This is a genomic window from Brachybacterium sp. JB7 (assembly GCF_003335205.1).
GTDB lineage: Bacteria > Actinomycetota > Actinomycetes > Actinomycetales > Dermabacteraceae > Brachybacterium > Brachybacterium alimentarium.
The window spans coordinates 397909-413746 of the sequence record NZ_QPGN01000003.1 but is presented as its reverse complement, the minus strand read 5'-3'; the positions used below and the strand labels follow the sequence as shown (position 1 = coordinate 413746).

The window sequence follows — 15838 nt, the reverse complement described above, 5'->3', positions numbered from 1 at the left end:
GAGCCCAGCGGGCTCCGCGGACGAGCTTCTCAGCCCTCACCACCGTCGGAGGCCGCGGCGTCCCCACCGGCGGCGAGCGCCGCCTCGCGCAGGGCGCCCTCGGTCTGCCAGTCCTGGAACTGCGTCCCGTCGATCTCGACGTAGGGCGTGCCCTCCGTCTTGTCGGCCGCATAGGGATCGGCGATCTGGTTCACCCAGGGACGGTAGGTCTCGGCATCGATCGACGCCTTGACGTCGGCCGAGGCACCCGCCTCCTCCGCATAGGCCCAGATCTCCTCGTCGGTGAGGCCGGCGGAGTTCTCTGCAGGCTGGTTCGCGAACAGCAGCTGCATGAAGGCCAGCGACGCCTCCGGGTCCTCCTCGTAGACGGAGACCATGGCGGCGGCCGTCCGGGAGGAGTAGTCGCCCGTGGTCGAGGCGAAGTCCAACATGTTGCGAGGCACGAGGTGGAGGGTGATCTCCTCGTCCTCGACCATCGACATGACGTCCTCACCGTTGACCTCCTCGAACTGCCCGCAGATGGGGCACATGAAGTCCAGGTGCAGTTCGACGACCGGCTTGCCGGAGTCCTCGGGGGCACCGAAGGTCAGGTACGGCTGGTCCTCGCTCATGCCGGTCGGGACGGTGGGTGCGGGCTCGGGCTGCATGGAGCGGTAGACGAGGAAACCGATGGCGCTCGCGATGACCAGCGCGACCACGACGATCGCAGCGATCACCACGGTGCGCACGGAACGCTGCCGGCGCAGCTCGGCCTGACGCTGCTGGCGGAGCTTCTCCCTCTGTGCCTCGCGGCGCTCCTGCGCTGACTGCGAGGGCGCTGACTTCGATGATCCGGACGCGGCCATGAATGCTCCTCACCCCGGGACGGGGCTGCGGTGGGTGACAGGTCGGAGGAAGTTTAACCGGGGTTCCCTGAGCACGACCGGAGGGATGAGGCACCTCACGGACAGGCTCGGCGTCGCTCAGCGCCTCCAGATCGCGATGTCCTCGAGCCGGGGGCCGGAGGGGAACGGGAAGTAGTCGACCATGCCCTCGCGGGCCAGCAGGGTGAACACCACGGCGCCCACCAGCGCCAGCAGCAGCACGAGCACCACCGAGGTCCACACACGGTCCGGCGCTGCCGCATCGACCATGCGATGAGCACCGTTGCGGGTCGTGCGGCTGCCCAGGCCCACCCAGGTGATCAGGAGCGTCACCGCCATCGCGGCGCCGAAGGCGACCCCGTCGGGCGGGGCCGAGCCCTCCAGCAGAGTCCATCCCGCATCGATCGCGATGCCCACCAGCACGCCGAGGATCAGCGGGAAGATGGCCTGCAGAACGATCTCGAGCAGGCCCAGGAGAGCGGCGAACGGGCTGATGAGACCGGCGGCCCACAGCGGACCGGAGCCGATGGAGCCGCGCATGCGGCGGTCCGCGATCCGTCGGTGCGAACGCTCCCAGGTGCGGGCGAGGGTGCCCAGCAGCACGAACGCGATGAGGGAGACGTACGGCGCGAGCGCAGCGAGGGCGATGATCAAGAGGTGCCCGAGCCACACCAGCACCGGGCGGCGCGGAGGCCGCGGAGCCGGGGCGGGCCAGCCCTGCTGCATCGGAGCCATCTGGCCCCCGCCCTGGACCGGGTAGCTCGGCGGCGGCCCCTGCTGCAGCGCCGAGGGGTCGTACGCGGGATGCTGCGCCGGCTGCGCGACCGTCTGGCCCGGGGCCGGGTAGTGCGCGGCCTGCCGAGGGTCGGCGGCGTACTGCTGCGGGGCTCGCTGAACCGGGTACTGCGAGGTCACACCGAATCCGCCGGTCTGCTCGGGCGGCGGCGGGGCCGGCGGGGGCACGACGGGCATCTGCCGGGTGGGCGGGCCCATCACGGGCAGGGCTTCCGTGGGAGCGTCCTCCGCGTCGTACCCCGAGCCGCCGAGGGACAGCGCCTCGGTGGGCGGTTCATCCGGGGTGCCGACGCGCGGCAGGGCCTGGGTCGGGGCCTCGTCCGGGCTGGTGATCGGCGACAGGGCCTCCGTCGGCGGCTCGTCACCGATCGCCTCGTGGCTGTGCGGAGGCCGCGGGTCGACACCACCAGTCCCGGGCCCGTCGGCGGCTGCGGCCGACGCCGCGCCGACCGCACCAGCGGCAGCCGCACCGGCTGCACCAGCACCAGCACCAGCACCAGCACCAGCACCAGCGTTCGTCGCGGCCGTGCCCACGGCATCGGTGTCCTCGCCGGCAGCCCCTCCTGCCCCCGTCACCGGGAGCGCGGCCGTAGAGCCATCGGTGTTCAGCGCCTCCGTCGGCCCGGCGTCCTCGTAACGGCTGAGGTCCAGCTCCGTGAGCCGCGCGAGCAGATCCTCGGGGGCGGGGCGCTGGGACGGCTCGGACTGCAGGGCGGAACGCAGCCAGGCGGCGAGCTCGACGGGCAGGCCGTCCACGTCGATCTCGCCGCGCTCGGCACGCAGGAACACGAGGTCGGCGCGGCCGCTGCCGAAGGGCTCTCGGCCCGTCGCGGCGAAGGCCAGCAGCGCTGCCCACGCCCACCAGTCCCCCGCTTCACCGGTGTGATCGGTGCGGATCACCTCGGGGTCCAGGTAGGCGGCCGTGCCCATCACGAGCCCGGTCGAGGTCAGGCGGGACTCCTCGGCGGCGATCGCGATCCCGAAGTCGATGATCACGGGGTCCAGCCGGTCGCCGTCGGGATCGAAACCGGTGAGGTCCTCCTCGTCGGCACCGCGCAGCAGCACATTGCTGGGCTTGAGGTCGCGGTGGATCACACCGGAGCGGTGGATCGCGTTGAGGGCGTCGCCCATCACCAGTCCGATCTCGCGGACCGCCTCGGGATGCAGGCCGCCCTGGGTGCGCACGGCGTCCTCGAGCGTCGGGCCTGGCACGAACTCGGTGACCACGAAGGCGTCCGAGGAATCCAGCTCCGCATCCAGGATCCGCACGATGTTGTCGCTGCGCACCAGCTTCTGGGCGGCCACTTCGCGGGAGAGGCGCTCGCGCGCTCGAGGATCGTCGGAGATCTCATGGCGCAGCAGCTTGATGGCCACCTCGTGGTCATCCGCATCGAACGCCCGGTAGACGATCCCCATGCCGCCGGCGCCGATCCTGCCCAGGATCTCGTAGCCGGAGTCCTCGGCGAGCGTGACCAGCCGTGGATCACGGCGCTCGCCGCGAGGGGACCCGTGCGATCCGGTGGATCCCGCGGAGCCGGGAGGCGGAGTTTCGACCATGTCCGCCATGCTACGAGGCGCGGCGGCCGGCAGGCATCCGCTTCACCGCTCCCGCACACAGTCACCACCGCGGATCCCTGCACGCTCCTGTTCCGCACCCGCATCGAACCCGCTCCGCACGCGCATCGCGCCCTCAGTGCACGCGCGTCGCGCCGTTCCGCACCGCGATGCGGCACCGCCGGGAGGTGTCTGCCCCACCGTGAGAAGATCTCCCTCGCCATGCGGTGCGCGTCGTCACACCGCGAACCGTTCGATCCCCCGAGTCGTCCGCTCGCACACATCACCCCACCCGAGGAGAGGGCCGCCATGCGCTCCAACCTGTTCGACGCCTCCAACCAGGAACGCCAGACCACGGATCGCTGGGCGCTGCAGTCCCCCAAGATGCTGCGCTGCTCGCTGAACCCGCAGGCCCCCGAGATCATCTCCTCCGCCGGCGCGATGGTCGCCTATCAGGGCCAGATGGACTTCTCCTATCAGGGTTCCGGCGGCGGCATGAAGCTGCTGAAGAAGATGGCGACCGGCGAAGGCGCGAACATGATGCGCACCCGCGGCCACGGCGAGATCTTCTACGCCCGCCAGGCCAACGAGATCTTCCTGATCCAGCTCGAGGGCGAAGCCCTCACCCTGAACACCCGGAACATGCTGGCCTTCGACTCCTCCATCCAGTGGGACATCCGGTCGCTCGGCGGGGCAGGGTTCATGGCGGGAGGACTGTTCAACCTGTTCCTGCAGGGGCAGGGCATGGTCGCGGTGACGTCCGACGGGCCGCCGATGCTGCTGGACTGCTCCCAGCAGCCCACCTTCGTGGATCCGCAGGCCGCCGTGTGCTGGTCCGCGAACCTGCAGCCGCAGATCAAGAACGATTTCAAGATGGGCTCGCTGATCGGGCGCGGCTCCGGCGAATCATTCCAGCTGGCCTTCCACGGCCCGGGCTTCGTGGTGGTCCAGCCCTCCGAGGGACTGCCCGTCGGCACCGGCTCGTGACGCCTCTCCTGACTACCCATCAGGGCTCCGTGCCTACGATGGACGGGTGAGCATCGCACCACCCACGGCCCTGGCCGACGAGCTGGCCGCGCTCGGCCCCGTCGGCCGGTCGCGCGCCGCGACGTCGGCGGCGAGGATGTTCGCCGCCGACGTCTCCGTCGCCCCTCCGCGCATCGATCCGGTCCCCGTCGTCCTGGACGCCGAGGAGTGGGAGACCCTCTCCTCGGGCCTGGTGCAGCGGATGCGGCTGCTCGATGCGCTGTACGCGGATCTGTACGGACCGCGCACGGTGCTCGGCACCGACGTCGCCCCCGCGGCAGAGCTCCTCCAGGATCCGGCCTACCTGCGCTCCGCGATCGGTATCCCGTCCGCCGGTTCCGCCCATCTGTTCGCGCTGAGCTGCGTCGTCTCCCGCACCGAGGAGGGCAGCTGGGTGGTGCACGAGGACCACCTCGACGTGCCCGAGGGCGCCGGCACCGCCCTGGAGCTGCGCCGGGTGCTCTCCCGCTGCGCACCGACCCTGTACGGCTCGACCGCGCTGCGCCGACTGCACCCCTTCTTCGACACCGTCCGCACGGCACTGCATCACCGTTCCCGTGCCGAGGGGCGTGCGGGACGCACCGTGGTGCTCACCGACACCGATCCCGAGGACCCGCTGCGCGCCTTCGACCACAGCTGGCTCGCGAACCTGCTGGGCGCGCCTCTGGTCTCCGTGGGCGACCTGCGCACCGGGTCCGGCACGCTGACCCTGCGCCGACCGGGCCTGGAGTCCGATTCCGGGGACACGGTCGACTCCCTGGTGCGCCTGCTGCCCTCGCACCTGCTGGATCCCCTGGATCTGGGGCCGACGCCCTACGGCGGAGTGACCGGGCTGGTCGAGGCCGCACGCTGCGGCGATCTCCAGATGCTGAACCCCTTCGGCACCGGTCTGCTCGAGAACCCTGCGCTGCGGGCCACCCTGCCGGATCTGTGCCGTCAGATCCTCCACGAGGACCTCCAGCTGCGGCCGGCAGGTCCGGCGGATCCGACGGGTCCGGCAGGTCCGGCAGGTCCGGCAGGTCCGGCAGAGTCTCCGGGTCCGCCAGGATCGGCAGATTCTCCGGGTCAGGCAGGTCAGGCACCGATGGGCGCCGGCTGGTTGTCGGTGGACCCCCACGGCGGCGACCAGCTCGTGGAGCGGCCCGTCCGTCTGCAGCTGCTGGTGATCGCCTCCGAGGACGGTTTCGACGTGCTCCCCGGCGGCGTCGCCCGCACTGCGGACGACGGCCCCGAAGCACTCAAGGACATCTGCGTGGCCGTCCCGGAGCCCTCCTCCCTGCCGGATGATCCCCGCGATCTCCAGGAGCCCCGCCCGGACGACTCCGCGCTGAACGGCTCGACCCTCGAGATGAGTGCACAGGGGAACGGTGGCCCCGCCAGCCACGGAGTCCTCGCCGCCCCGCCCGCGATGACCCGGTCGATCGGTTCGGACCTGTTCTGGTTCGGCCGCTATCTCGAGCGGGTCGACTCCACCGCCCGGCTGCTGCGCACCGTGCTGGACACCTCCAACGACCTCGGCTCCGAGCACAGCCGCGCTGCCACCACGGCCCAGGCGGTGCTGCTCGGGGCGGTCACCCACGTCACCACGACCTATCCCGGGTTCCAGGCCCTGGATCCGACGGATCCCGACGCCGTGCACCGGGAGATCCTGAGCCTGCTCACCGACGCGGGCCGGCCCGGCTCTCTCGCCCAGTCCTACTCGTCGCTGGCCCACACCACTCGCACCCTGCGGGATCTCGTCTCCGATGACGTGTGGCCGATCATCGCGCGGATGCGCGGTAGCTTCGGCACCTTGAACGGCTCGGACCTGCAGCCGCTCGAACAGGGCCTGACCGACGTGGTCGACGGCTGCCTGACCCTCTCGGGCGCGGTCGCCGACTCCATGCCCCGCAACCTCGGATGGGATTTCACCGAAGCCGGACGAAAGCTCGAACGGACGATGGGGCTGCTCGCGCTGCTGCGCGTCGCCCTGGGCCATCGCCGTTCCCGCGCCGCCGAGATCCGCATCGCCACCGCGATCGCCCAGATCACCGAGTCCGGGGCCTCCTACCGGCGCTCGTTCCATGCGGCCGTCCAGCCCGAGCTCCTCCTCGAGCTGCTGCTGCACGACACCACGCTGCCGCGATCGATCGCCTTCCAGATCGAGCGCCTGGGGTCGACCCTCGATCGCCTGCCCGAGGTGGAGCCCGCCCCGGAGCTGCGCGCGCCGTGGACCTCGCTGCGCTCCCGCATCGCCTCCTGGGAGCCACGGTCCCTGTTGCGCCCCGGCAGCGGGATGCTGGTCGAGGGCGGCGAGAGCGGAGGGGCGCCGACGGCGATGCTCGCCGAGGTCGACTCCGCGATCGCCTCGCTGCGCGAACTGGCGACCGCTCTGGAGGACCACTACTTCCGGCCCTCGGAGGCCACGTCACGATGGGGGATCGACGATGTCTGAGAATCCCGGACCCGCACGCCGTGCCGCTCCGAAGATCCCGCTGCGCCACGACGACGAGCCGTCGGCCCCGTCGCTCGACTACCGCGTTCACCACCTGACCAGCTATCGCTATGCGAAGCCGGTCTCGCGCAACTACGGCCGCGCCCACGTCGAGCCCCGCGCCACCCCGCACCAGCGGGTGCTCTCCCATGAGGTGGCCGTGGATCCGGCGCCGGCTCGGCTCACGGCCCATACCGACTTCTTCGGCAACTCGTCGACGTACCTGCTGGTCGACGGCATGCACGAACGGCTCGATGTGCACTCCCACGCCCTGGTGACCGTGGCGGAACGACGGTACGGCGCCGACGCGATGTCCCGCCCGTGGGAGCTGTGCGGCCCCGAGCACTGGGGGCCGCTGCTGCCCGCGGAGAGCATCGATTTCGTGCACCCCTCGCCGAGGATCCCCGCCGGGACCGCCGCCAGGGAGCTCTCCGACGCCGTGTTCACCCCGGAGCGGCCCATCGGGGAGTGCCTGGCCGAGCTGACCGGCCTGATCCACACCGACTTCACCTACGACTCCTCGGCCACCACCGTCGCCTCCACCCTGCAGGAGGTGCTCTCCGCGCGGCACGGCGTGTGCCAGGACTTCGCGCACGTGGGCGTCGCGGCGGTGCGGGAGGCCGGTCTCGCCGCGCGCTATGTCTCCGGCTATCTGCGCACCGCGCCCTCCCAGGCCGGGGCGCTGGTCACCCAGCCCGCCGGCGAGATGGTCGGCTCGGCGGCCTCCCATGCGTGGCTGAGCGTGCTGGTGCCCGGGATCGGCTGGGTGGACATCGACCCCACCAACCGCACCTTCGTGGATCAGCGCTTCGTGACCACGGCCTGGGGCCGGGACTACGCGGACGTGCCGCCGCTGAAGGGCATCGTCGTCGGCCCTCCCGGATCCCGCAGCACGCTCGACGTCGCGGTCGAGGTGGTCCCGGTCGACGCCTCGGCCTCCGCCTCCGAGAAGCCGGTCGCGACGACGGGCGCGTCGGCCCCCACCCCGGAGTAGTCCGTCGAGCCGCCGTCGTCGTCGAGGGACGACATCGGGAATCGCCGTCAATGTCGGGAGTCGCCGTCAGTGGTCGTCACCGGGGGACGCCGTCGTCGGGGGTCGCAGCCGTCGTCAGGAGGCGCCGTGGCGGCCGGAAGTCCCCTCGCGAGGAAGATGACCGACAGTGAACGTCTGCGCACGCTAAGTCAGCGCCGGGCGTCCCTCGTCCCCAGCACCCGTACGACGCCGGCGACCTGCGTTCTTGCCGCAGAACAGGCCTGATCTCGAGCGGTTTCGCGGCGTCGAGCCGCTCACATGCACCGGGGACGGAACGAATTTCGCGTATACAGTGGTGCGGAAATCAGCGCGCCCTCGACGACGCCTTCGACGACGCACCAGACCCGGCGCCACGGCGCCACGAGACCGAGGTGAGATGTCCTCCTCCCAGAAGCCCTTCCGTCTGGCCGTGATCGGCTCCGGCCCTGCCGGCGTGTACGCCGCCGAGACCCTTCTGCGCACCCCGCAGGTGAAGAACGGGGAGCTCGAGGTCTCGATCGACCTGTTCGACCGCTTCCCCGCCCCCTTCGGCCTGATCCGCTACGGCGTCGCGCCCGACCACCCGCGGATCAAGGGCATCATCACCGCCCTGCACCGCATCCTGGGCCGCGGCGACATCCGCTTCCTCGGTGACGTCGAGTTCGGCACCGACCTCACCGCCGAGGATCTGCGCACCCACTACGACGCGGTCATCTTCGCCACGGGCGCCCTCAAGGATGCCGACCTCGACATCCCCGGCATCGACCTCGAAGGCTCCCACGGCGCCGCCGACTTCGTGGCGTGGTACGACGGCAACCCCGACTACCCCCGCACCTGGCGGCTCGACGCGGAGTCGGTCGCCGTGATCGGCAACGGCAATGTCGCACTCGACGTGGCCCGTGTGCTCTCCAAGAGCGCCGACGAGCTGCTGCGCACGGAGATCCCCGAGAACGTCTACGAGGGCCTGCAGGCCGCCGCGACCACGGACGTGCACATCTTCGGCCGTCGCGGTCCCGCCCAGACCAAGTTCTCCCCGCTCGAGGCGCGCGAGCTCGCCCACCCCAAGGGCCTCCAGGTCGTCATGGACCCCCGCGACGTCGAGCAGATCACCGACGCCGAGTGGGAGGCCATCAAGGCGGACAAGCGCACCGACCAGGTCACGCGGACCTTCGTGGGCTGGCTCGAGGAGCAGCAGCGCCGCGAGGCCGCCGGCGAGGAGCCGACCGACAAGGACGGCAACCCCGCGCAGCGTCGCCTGCACATGCACTTCTGGCACCGCCCCGTCGAGGTGCTCGGCGAGGACGGCAAGGTCACCGGAATGCGCTTCGAGCGCACCCGCCTCGACGCCGAGGGTCGCGTGCAGGGCACCGGCGAGTTCCTGGACTACGAGATCGGTGCGGTCTACCGCGCCGTCGGCTACCACGGCTCGGAGCTGCCCGGCATCCCCTACGACGCCGCGCGCGGCGTGATCCACAACGACGCCGGCCGCGTCACCGAGGCCGACGGGACCGTGCTGCCCGGCGTCTACGCCAACGGCTGGATCAAGCGCGGACCGGTGGGCCTGATCGGCGCCACGAAGTCCGACGCGATCGAGACCATCACCTCGCTGATCGAGGACATCGACGCCGGCGTCCTCGCTGCGGCCCCCGAGCGCGATGATGACGCGATCCTGCGCCTGCTCGAGGACCGCGGCGTCCAGTACACGACGTGGGAGGGCTGGACCGCCCTGGACGAGCACGAGAAGTCGCTCGGCGCCGCCGCGGTGGACGCCGACGGCGAGCCCCGCGCCCGCGTCAAGGTCGTCGAGCGCGACGAGATGGTGCGCGTCTCCCAGTCGGGGATGCCCCAGACCTCGAACGCCTGATCCGCGGCGGCAGGAGTCGGCAACCGCTCCCGCCGCCGCGCTCACCCCTTTTCTCCCCGGAAGGCCGCCGTGCTCGCCCTCGGATCCGTCCTCGCCCTGCTCGCGGCCCTGCTCCACGCGGTCATCTTCGTCCTCGAGTCGCTCGCCTGGGGCAGCCCCCGCGCTGCGAAGGTGTTCGGGGAGCAGAGCGAGGCCGAGGTGGCCGCGACCCACGACCTGGCGTTCAACCAGGGTTTCTACAACCTGTTCCTCGGCGTGCTCGCCGCACTCGGCGCCGTCCTCGCCCTCGCCGGGCTCAGCACGGTGGGCATCACGCTCATGCTCGCCGGCACCGGGTGCATGCTCGCAGCGGCCACGGTGCTGCTGCTCAGCTCGCCCGCGCATCGCGGCGCTGCCGTGCGGCAGGGGACGCTTCCCCTGCTCGCGGTGCTCGCGCTGCTGCTCGCCCTCGCCGTCTGAGCGCGCCGCGGTCTGAGCTCGCCGCCCGCCCTCGCCGTACGCCCTCGCCGTCCGGGCGCGGCCGCCCGTGCTCAGCGGCGGATGCCGGCGAGGTAGTCGGCGATGCGGTCCATCGCGTTGGCGAGCAGCTCCGTGCTGGGCAACGTGACCAGGCGGAAATGGTCCGGCGTGGCGAGGTTGAAACCGGTGCCGTGGGTGACCAGCAGTTTCTGCGTGCGCAGCAGGTCATAGGCGAACTGCTCATCATCCTCGATCGCGTACATCTCGCGGTCCAGCTTCGGGAACATGTACAGCGCACCCTGGGCCTTGACCACGCTGACCCCGTCGATCGCGCTGAGCCCCTCATAGGCCACGTCGCGCTGCTCGAGCAGACGCCCTCCGGGCAGGAGCAGCTCATTGATCGACTGATAGCCGCCCAGCGCCGTCGCCACCACGTGCTGGGCCGGCACGTTCGGGCACAGCCGCATGTTCGAGAGCACGTCCAGGCCCTCGATGAAGCTGGTCGCATCATCCTTGGGCCCGTACAGCGCCATCCATCCGGCGCGGAAGCCGGCCACGCGGTACGCCTTGGACAGCCCGTTGAAGGTGATCGAGAGCAGATCGGGCGCGAGGGACGCGATCGGGGTGTGGACCGCATCGTCGTAGAGGATCTTGTCGTAGATCTCGTCCGCCAGGATCATCAGGCCGTGCGTGCGGGCGACCTCGACGATGTCGCGCAGCACGTGCTCGGGGTACACGGCGCCGGTGGGGTTGTTGGGGTTGATGACCACGATCGCCTTGGTGCGCTCGGTGATCTTCGAGGCGATGTCCTCGACGTCGGGCCACCAGCTCTCCTCCTCGTCGCACACGTAATGGACGGCACGACCCCCGGCGAGCGCGACCGACGCCGTCCACAGCGGATAGTCCGGCTGCGGCACGAGCACCTCGTCGCCGTCGTCCACCAGTGCCTGGCACACCATCTGGATCAGCTCCGAGACGCCGTTGCCGAGGTAGACGTCATCCAGCCCGATGCCGGGCATGTCGCGGGTCTGGTAGTACTGCGCGACCGCACGACGGGCCGCAGGGATGCCCTTGGAGTCGGAGTAGCCCTGTGCGGTGGACAGATTCTTGATCATGTCGACGAGGATCTCGTCGGGGCACTCGAAGCCGAACGGGGCGGGGTTGCCGATGTTCAGCTTGATGATCTTGTGCCCCTCTGCCTCCATGCGCGCAGCCTCTGCGGGCACCGGGCCGCGGATCTCGTAGCAGACGTCGCGCAGCTTGGAGGACTGGGTGAAGATCATCGGGGGCTCCTGGCCTGGTCGGGGGTGGGATCAGGCTAGCGCTCCGACCGGCCTCACGAGGACGACGACCGACCCACGGACGTGCGTCGGCCCCGCCGCCGACAAGCGCACCGGCGCCGACGACGGGCGCACCGCCGCCGATGACAGGACCGACCGGGGGCGCACCGCCGCCGATGACAGGACCGACCGGGGGCGCACCGCCCCGCGCGGTCGGCCGGACGTCACTCCAGGTGGATGCCGTTCGCGGGTCCGATCGGCAGGTCCAGACCGTAGAACACGAGGAGGACCGCGACCCATACCGTGAAGAACACGAGGGTGAAGGGGACCAGACGTGCCACCAGCGTGCCGAGGCCCGCGTCCGGCTCGTACCGGCGCACCATCCCCAGCAGCACGATGAGGTAGGGGCTGAGCGGGGTGATGATCTGCGTCGAGGAGTCGCCGATCCGGAAGGCCGCCTGCACGAAGGCGGGCTCGAGGCCGGCGAGGCCGAGCATGGGGACGAACACGACCGCCATCAGCCCCCACATCGAGGTGCCGGACGTGATGAAGAGGTTGGCGACCGCGCACAGCACCACGAAGGCCAGGATCACGGGCAGTCCGCCGAGCTGCGCCGACTCGAGCCAGGCCGCGCCGTGCACGGCGAGATAGGTGCCGACCCCGCTCCACTCGAACAGGGCCAGGAACTGTGCGAGGGCGAAGGCCACCACGAGGAAGCTGGTCATGGATCGCAGGCCCTGCCCCATGTGACGGGCCACGTCGCCGCCGGTGCGAATGGTACCCAGCCGTGCGCCGTAGACGATGCCCGTCACCGAGAACACCACGACGATGAGGAACACGATGGACCCCATGAACGGCGAGTCCGGCAGCAGCCCGCCGCCGTCGCTCCGCCATGGGGAGAACGGGATCACGGCGATCGCCACGATGAGCGCGACGAGGCCTGCCAGCGTCACACCCGCCCAGACCAGCGCGCGCTTCTCCACCGGCTCGACCGACGAGCTGACGTCCTCGTCCCGCTCCCCCGTCCTGGCCTTCGGTCGCTCCTTCCCGCCGGACGCCGCGGTGCCGCCCGGAGAGCCGTCGGCCTCGGCCCCGCCGCCGCTGCTCGGGCCGGTCGGCGCACCCTCGTCCGGGTCGTCGATGACCCTCGGGACACCGGCCCTCTCCAGGCGCGGCTCGAGCACACGATCGATGAGAGCGCCGCAGGCGAGCACGAGCACCAGGGAGGAGGCGAGGTTGATCCAGTAGTTGGAGACCACGGTGACGGGGGTCGCCTGGAGCGCATCGGGCAGGGCACCCATCACGCCGGAGGTGATCCCGGCGAAGTTCGCGTCGATCGGTGAGGGCAGCATGGAGGTCGAGAACGAGGCGCCGACGGCTGCGAAGCCGCCGATCAGTCCGGCCACGGGGTGGCGGCCGGCGGCGGCGAACACGAGTGCGGCCAGAGGCGGGATCACCACGAACGAGGTGTCGCTCATGAGGTTCCCGTTGACTCCGACGAAGGCGACGACATACGGCAGCAGCCAGCGCGGCGCGGACCCGAAGAGCCCTCGGATCGCGGCACTGAGCAGGCCCGAGCCCTCGGCGATGCCGACCGCGAGGACGATCGGCAGCACGTTCACCAGGGGTGGGAAGCCAATGTAGTTCTCCCCCATCGTGGTCGTGAACCAGGTCAGCCCCTCGCCACTGAAGAACGAGCGCACCTGCAGGGGATCGTCCTCGCCGGGCACCTGCACCTGCGCCCCGAGCGCCCCCAGCACCGTGGTGAGCACGGCGGTGAGGAGGAACAGTCCGGCGAAGAGCACGAGCGGGTCGGGCAGGCGGTTCCCGATCCGCTCGACCCGGTCGAGCACGCGGTCCAGGCGCTTCGGACGGACGGGCGCGGCGGAGGCGGACATCGAGCTCCCACGGGGTGGACGTCTCCCGCTGCCGGGAGGCGCGCGAGGGCCACGCGCAGGGCCTCATCATAGGACCGGGAAGTCCGCCGGGATCGTCCGTCCACGCTCGCGAGGAGCACGTTCCGTCTCAGGACCGACGCTCCCCTTGACGTCCGAGCCCGTATTTAGTTTCATGGTTTCAGTTAAGCGCTCAGCGCAGTTCCTCTCGCCCGGCACCGCTCGCCCCGCACCGTCCGCTCGGCAGCGCCGGTCCACCCCGCCCCGTGCGCCACCCCGCCCCGTCCGCCTGTCCGTCCCGTCCGTCCCGTCCGTCCTTCCGGAGGCCCCCGATGACCCCACGTCCTACTCCCGGCTCCGCTGCGGAGAGTGCCGTCACGGCCCCCGCGCCAGGGGCCACCCAGCGTCTGCACCTGGCCGCCGCGGGAGTCTCGGTGGTCCTGGACGTGACGGAGGGGCGCATCCCCGCCCTCCTCCACTGGGGCGCCGACCTCGGCATGCTCGGCGCGGCCGGGCTGGACGCGGTGTGCACGGCGAGCATCGAACCCGTCCCCCACAACGCGGTCGATGTCCCCGTCCGGGTCGGGATCCTTCCCCAGCAGTCCGACGGCTGGATCGGACGGCAGGGCCTGACCGGGTCCCGGCCCGACGGCTCCGGCTGGGCGCCGCGGCTGGCCACCCAGTCGATCTCGGTCGACGGGACGCCCCTGCGCGCCGCGCACGCCGAGACCGGCGCGGCCCTGGTGCGCTTCGAGCTGGCCGACGAGGAGCTCGGACTCGCCGTCGCCCTCGAGGTGGAGCTGCTGCCCACGGGCCTCCTGCGACAGCGCGCCACCCTCACCAACACCGCCGCGAGCCCGTACGCGCTCGAGGAGCTCACGCTGACCGTGCCCGTCCCCGGCGACGCGGACGAGCTGCTCGACTTCGCGGGCCGCTGGGGCAAGGAGCGCACGCCCCAGCGCAGCACCTTCACCGTCGGCACCCACCTGCGCGAGAACCGCCGCGGCCGCACCGGGGCCGATTCCGCGCATGTCCTGCATGCAGGCCGTCCCGGCATCGGCTTCCGCCAGGGCGAGGTCTGGGGCGTGCACACCGCGTTCTCCGGCAACCACCGCCACCTCGCCGAGCAGATCAACACCGGCTACCGGCTCCTGGGCGGCGGCGAGCTGCTGGTGCCCGGCGAGGTGGTGCTGGGCGAGTATGAGGAGTACACGAGCCCCTGGCTGTATGCCTCCTACGGGGACGGTCTGGATGCGGTCGCCTCCCGCTTCCACCGCCACCTGCGGGCGCGCGATCACCACGTGAGCACCGATCGTCCCGTGACCCTGAACGTGTGGGAGGCGGTCTACTTCGCCCACGACCTCGACACGCTCACCGCCCTCGCCGATCACGCCGCGGATCTCGGTGTGGAGCGCTTCGTGCTCGACGACGGCTGGTTCGGATCCCGCCGCGACGACACCCGCGGCCTCGGCGACTGGGTGGTCTCGGCCGACGTCTGGCCCGATGGCCTCGGCCCGCTGGTCGACCACGTCACGGGTCTGGGCATGGAGTTCGGGCTCTGGTTCGAGCCGGAGATGGTGAACGAGGATTCCGACGTGGCCCGCGCCCATCCGGAGTGGATCATGTCCCCCTCCGCCGACCGACTCCCCCTGCCCTCGCGCCACCAGCAGGTGCTGAACCTGTCGATCCCCGAGGCGTTCGAGCACGTGAAGACCCAGATGAGCGCCGTGCTGGACGCCTACGACATCGGCTACATCAAGTGGGACCACAACCGCGACCTGCTCGAGGCCGCGACCCGCAGCACAGGCCGGGCCGCCGTCCATGAGCAGACCCTCGCCGCCTACGCCCTGATGGATGCGCTCAAACGGGATCATCCGGGGCTGGAGATCGAATCCTGCTCCTCGGGCGGCGCCCGGGCGGACCTCGCCGTGCTCGAGCGCACCGACCGCGTGTGGGTCTCCGATTGCATCGATCCCCTCGAACGCCAGCAGATGAACCGCTGGACCGCGCAGCTCCTCCCGCTCGAGCTCATGGGCAGCCACATCGCCTCCGGGGCCTCCCACAGCACCGGCCGCCTGCACAGCCTCGACTTCCGCGCGGCGTCGGCCCTGTTCGGCCATCTCGGCATCGAATGGGACCTCACGCAGGCCGACGCCGAGGAGATCACCGCGCTGCGCGGCTGGATCCGCCTCTACAAGGACCGCCGCGCACTGCTGTTCACCGGCGACCTGGTCCGGGCGGACCGCGGCGACAGCCCGCTGTGGCTGCACGGGGTCGTCTCGCCGCAGCGCGACCGCGCCCTGTTCACGCTCGCCGCCGTCGGCCGCTCGGACCGCTCCCAGCACGACCGCCTGCGGTTCCCGGGCCTGGACCCCGAGTCCCTCTACCGGATCCGCCCCCTCCCCTCCGAGGCCCGCACCTCGAGCCTGATCCCGCCGCGCTGGATCCAGCTCGCCGAGGAGGCGGCCGAGGACGGCGGCCTCCTGGTGCCGGGCTCGGTCCTGACCGTCTCCGGCCTCGCCGCTCCGCTCCTCGACCCCGAGCAGGCGCTCCTGATCGACATCACCCGAGCAGAGGTCTCCTGACCTCTGCCCCTGCACGGACGGGTCCGGGCGGT

10 protein-coding genes are annotated in these 15838 nt (G+C 71.3%); 6 read left to right on the top strand and 4 right to left on the bottom strand.

Annotated elements, in window-relative coordinates; genetic code table 11:
• Window positions 1–29: 29 nt before the first annotated feature.
• On the bottom strand, window positions 30–845 hold the full coding sequence (locus CIK81_RS06310) for a thioredoxin domain-containing protein (RefSeq protein WP_096163829.1): 816 nt from the start codon (window positions 843–845) through the stop codon (window positions 30–32).
• Between the two features lie 117 nt (window positions 846–962).
• Window positions 963–3215 carry a serine/threonine-protein kinase gene (locus CIK81_RS06305; protein ID WP_114355554.1) on the bottom strand — a complete coding sequence of 751 codons (2253 nt, stop codon included), beginning with the start codon at window positions 3213–3215 and terminating at the stop codon, window positions 963–965.
• Between the two features lie 306 nt (window positions 3216–3521).
• Between CIK81_RS06305 and CIK81_RS06300 the strand changes: the two genes are divergently transcribed.
• The 5 genes from CIK81_RS06300 to CIK81_RS06280 all read left to right on the top strand — a co-directional run bounded on the left by CIK81_RS06300 (window position 3522) and on the right by CIK81_RS06280 (window position 10046).
• Window positions 3522–4199 carry an AIM24 family protein gene (locus tag CIK81_RS06300; protein WP_096163828.1) on the top strand — a complete coding sequence of 226 codons (678 nt, stop codon included), beginning with the start codon at window positions 3522–3524 and terminating at the stop codon, window positions 4197–4199.
• A gap of 46 nt (window positions 4200–4245) precedes the next feature.
• Window positions 4246–6672 carry a circularly permuted type 2 ATP-grasp protein gene (locus CIK81_RS06295; RefSeq protein WP_176485528.1) on the top strand — a complete coding sequence of 809 codons (2427 nt, stop codon included), beginning with the start codon at window positions 4246–4248 and terminating at the stop codon, window positions 6670–6672.
• Window positions 6665–7705, top strand: a complete 1041-nt coding sequence (locus CIK81_RS06290; RefSeq protein WP_096163827.1) for a transglutaminase family protein — start codon at window positions 6665–6667, stop codon at window positions 7703–7705. The genes CIK81_RS06295 and CIK81_RS06290 overlap by 8 nt, the downstream gene beginning before the upstream one ends.
• Window positions 7706–8120: 415 nt before the next feature.
• Entirely contained in the window at window positions 8121–9587 is a 1467-nt protein-coding gene (locus tag CIK81_RS06285) for an FAD-dependent oxidoreductase (RefSeq protein ID WP_096163826.1), read from the top strand.
• A gap of 69 nt (window positions 9588–9656) precedes the next feature.
• On the top strand, window positions 9657–10046 hold the full coding sequence (locus CIK81_RS06280) for a DUF1304 domain-containing protein (RefSeq protein ID WP_096163825.1): 390 nt from the start codon (window positions 9657–9659) through the stop codon (window positions 10044–10046).
• 71 nt (window positions 10047–10117) lie between these two features.
• On the opposite strand, the gene CIK81_RS06275 is transcribed toward CIK81_RS06280, so the two are convergent.
• The gene (locus tag CIK81_RS06275) at window positions 10118–11329 is read right to left on the bottom strand and encodes a pyridoxal phosphate-dependent aminotransferase (RefSeq protein ID WP_096163824.1); all 1212 of its coding nucleotides are present in this window, start codon (window positions 11327–11329) and stop codon (window positions 10118–10120) included.
• A 221-nt stretch (window positions 11330–11550) separates the two neighbouring features.
• A complete protein-coding gene (locus CIK81_RS06270) occupies window positions 11551–13224 on the bottom strand; it encodes an AbgT family transporter (RefSeq protein ID WP_114355532.1) in 1674 nt (557 codons plus the stop codon).
• A gap of 329 nt (window positions 13225–13553) precedes the next feature.
• On the opposite strand from CIK81_RS06270, the gene CIK81_RS06265 reads away from it, so the two are divergent.
• Window positions 13554–15806 carry an alpha-galactosidase gene (locus tag CIK81_RS06265; protein ID WP_114355531.1) on the top strand — a complete coding sequence of 751 codons (2253 nt, stop codon included), beginning with the start codon at window positions 13554–13556 and terminating at the stop codon, window positions 15804–15806.
• Window positions 15807–15838 lie beyond the last annotated feature (32 nt).

Bases quoted from the DNA above. Each gene is read 5' to 3' on its own strand.
- CIK81_RS06310 (WP_096163829.1), bottom strand. From the start codon at position 845: ATGGCCGCGTCCGGATCATCGAAGTCAGCGCCCTCGCAGTCAGCGCAG.
- CIK81_RS06290 (WP_096163827.1), top strand. From the start codon at position 6,665: ATGTCTGAGAATCCCGGACCCGCACGCCGTGCCGCTCCGAAGATCCCG.
- CIK81_RS06300 (WP_096163828.1), top strand. From the start codon at position 3,522: ATGCGCTCCAACCTGTTCGACGCCTCCAACCAGGAACGCCAGACCACG.
- CIK81_RS06275 (WP_096163824.1), bottom strand. From the start codon at position 11,329: ATGATCTTCACCCAGTCCTCCAAGCTGCGCGACGTCTGCTACGAGATC.
- CIK81_RS06265 (WP_114355531.1), top strand. From the start codon at position 13,554: ATGACCCCACGTCCTACTCCCGGCTCCGCTGCGGAGAGTGCCGTCACG.
- CIK81_RS06305 (WP_114355554.1), bottom strand. From the start codon at position 3,215: ATGGTCGAAACTCCGCCTCCCGGCTCCGCGGGATCCACCGGATCGCAC.
- CIK81_RS06270 (WP_114355532.1), bottom strand. From the start codon at position 13,224: ATGTCCGCCTCCGCCGCGCCCGTCCGTCCGAAGCGCCTGGACCGCGTG.
- CIK81_RS06285 (WP_096163826.1), top strand. From the start codon at position 8,121: ATGTCCTCCTCCCAGAAGCCCTTCCGTCTGGCCGTGATCGGCTCCGGC.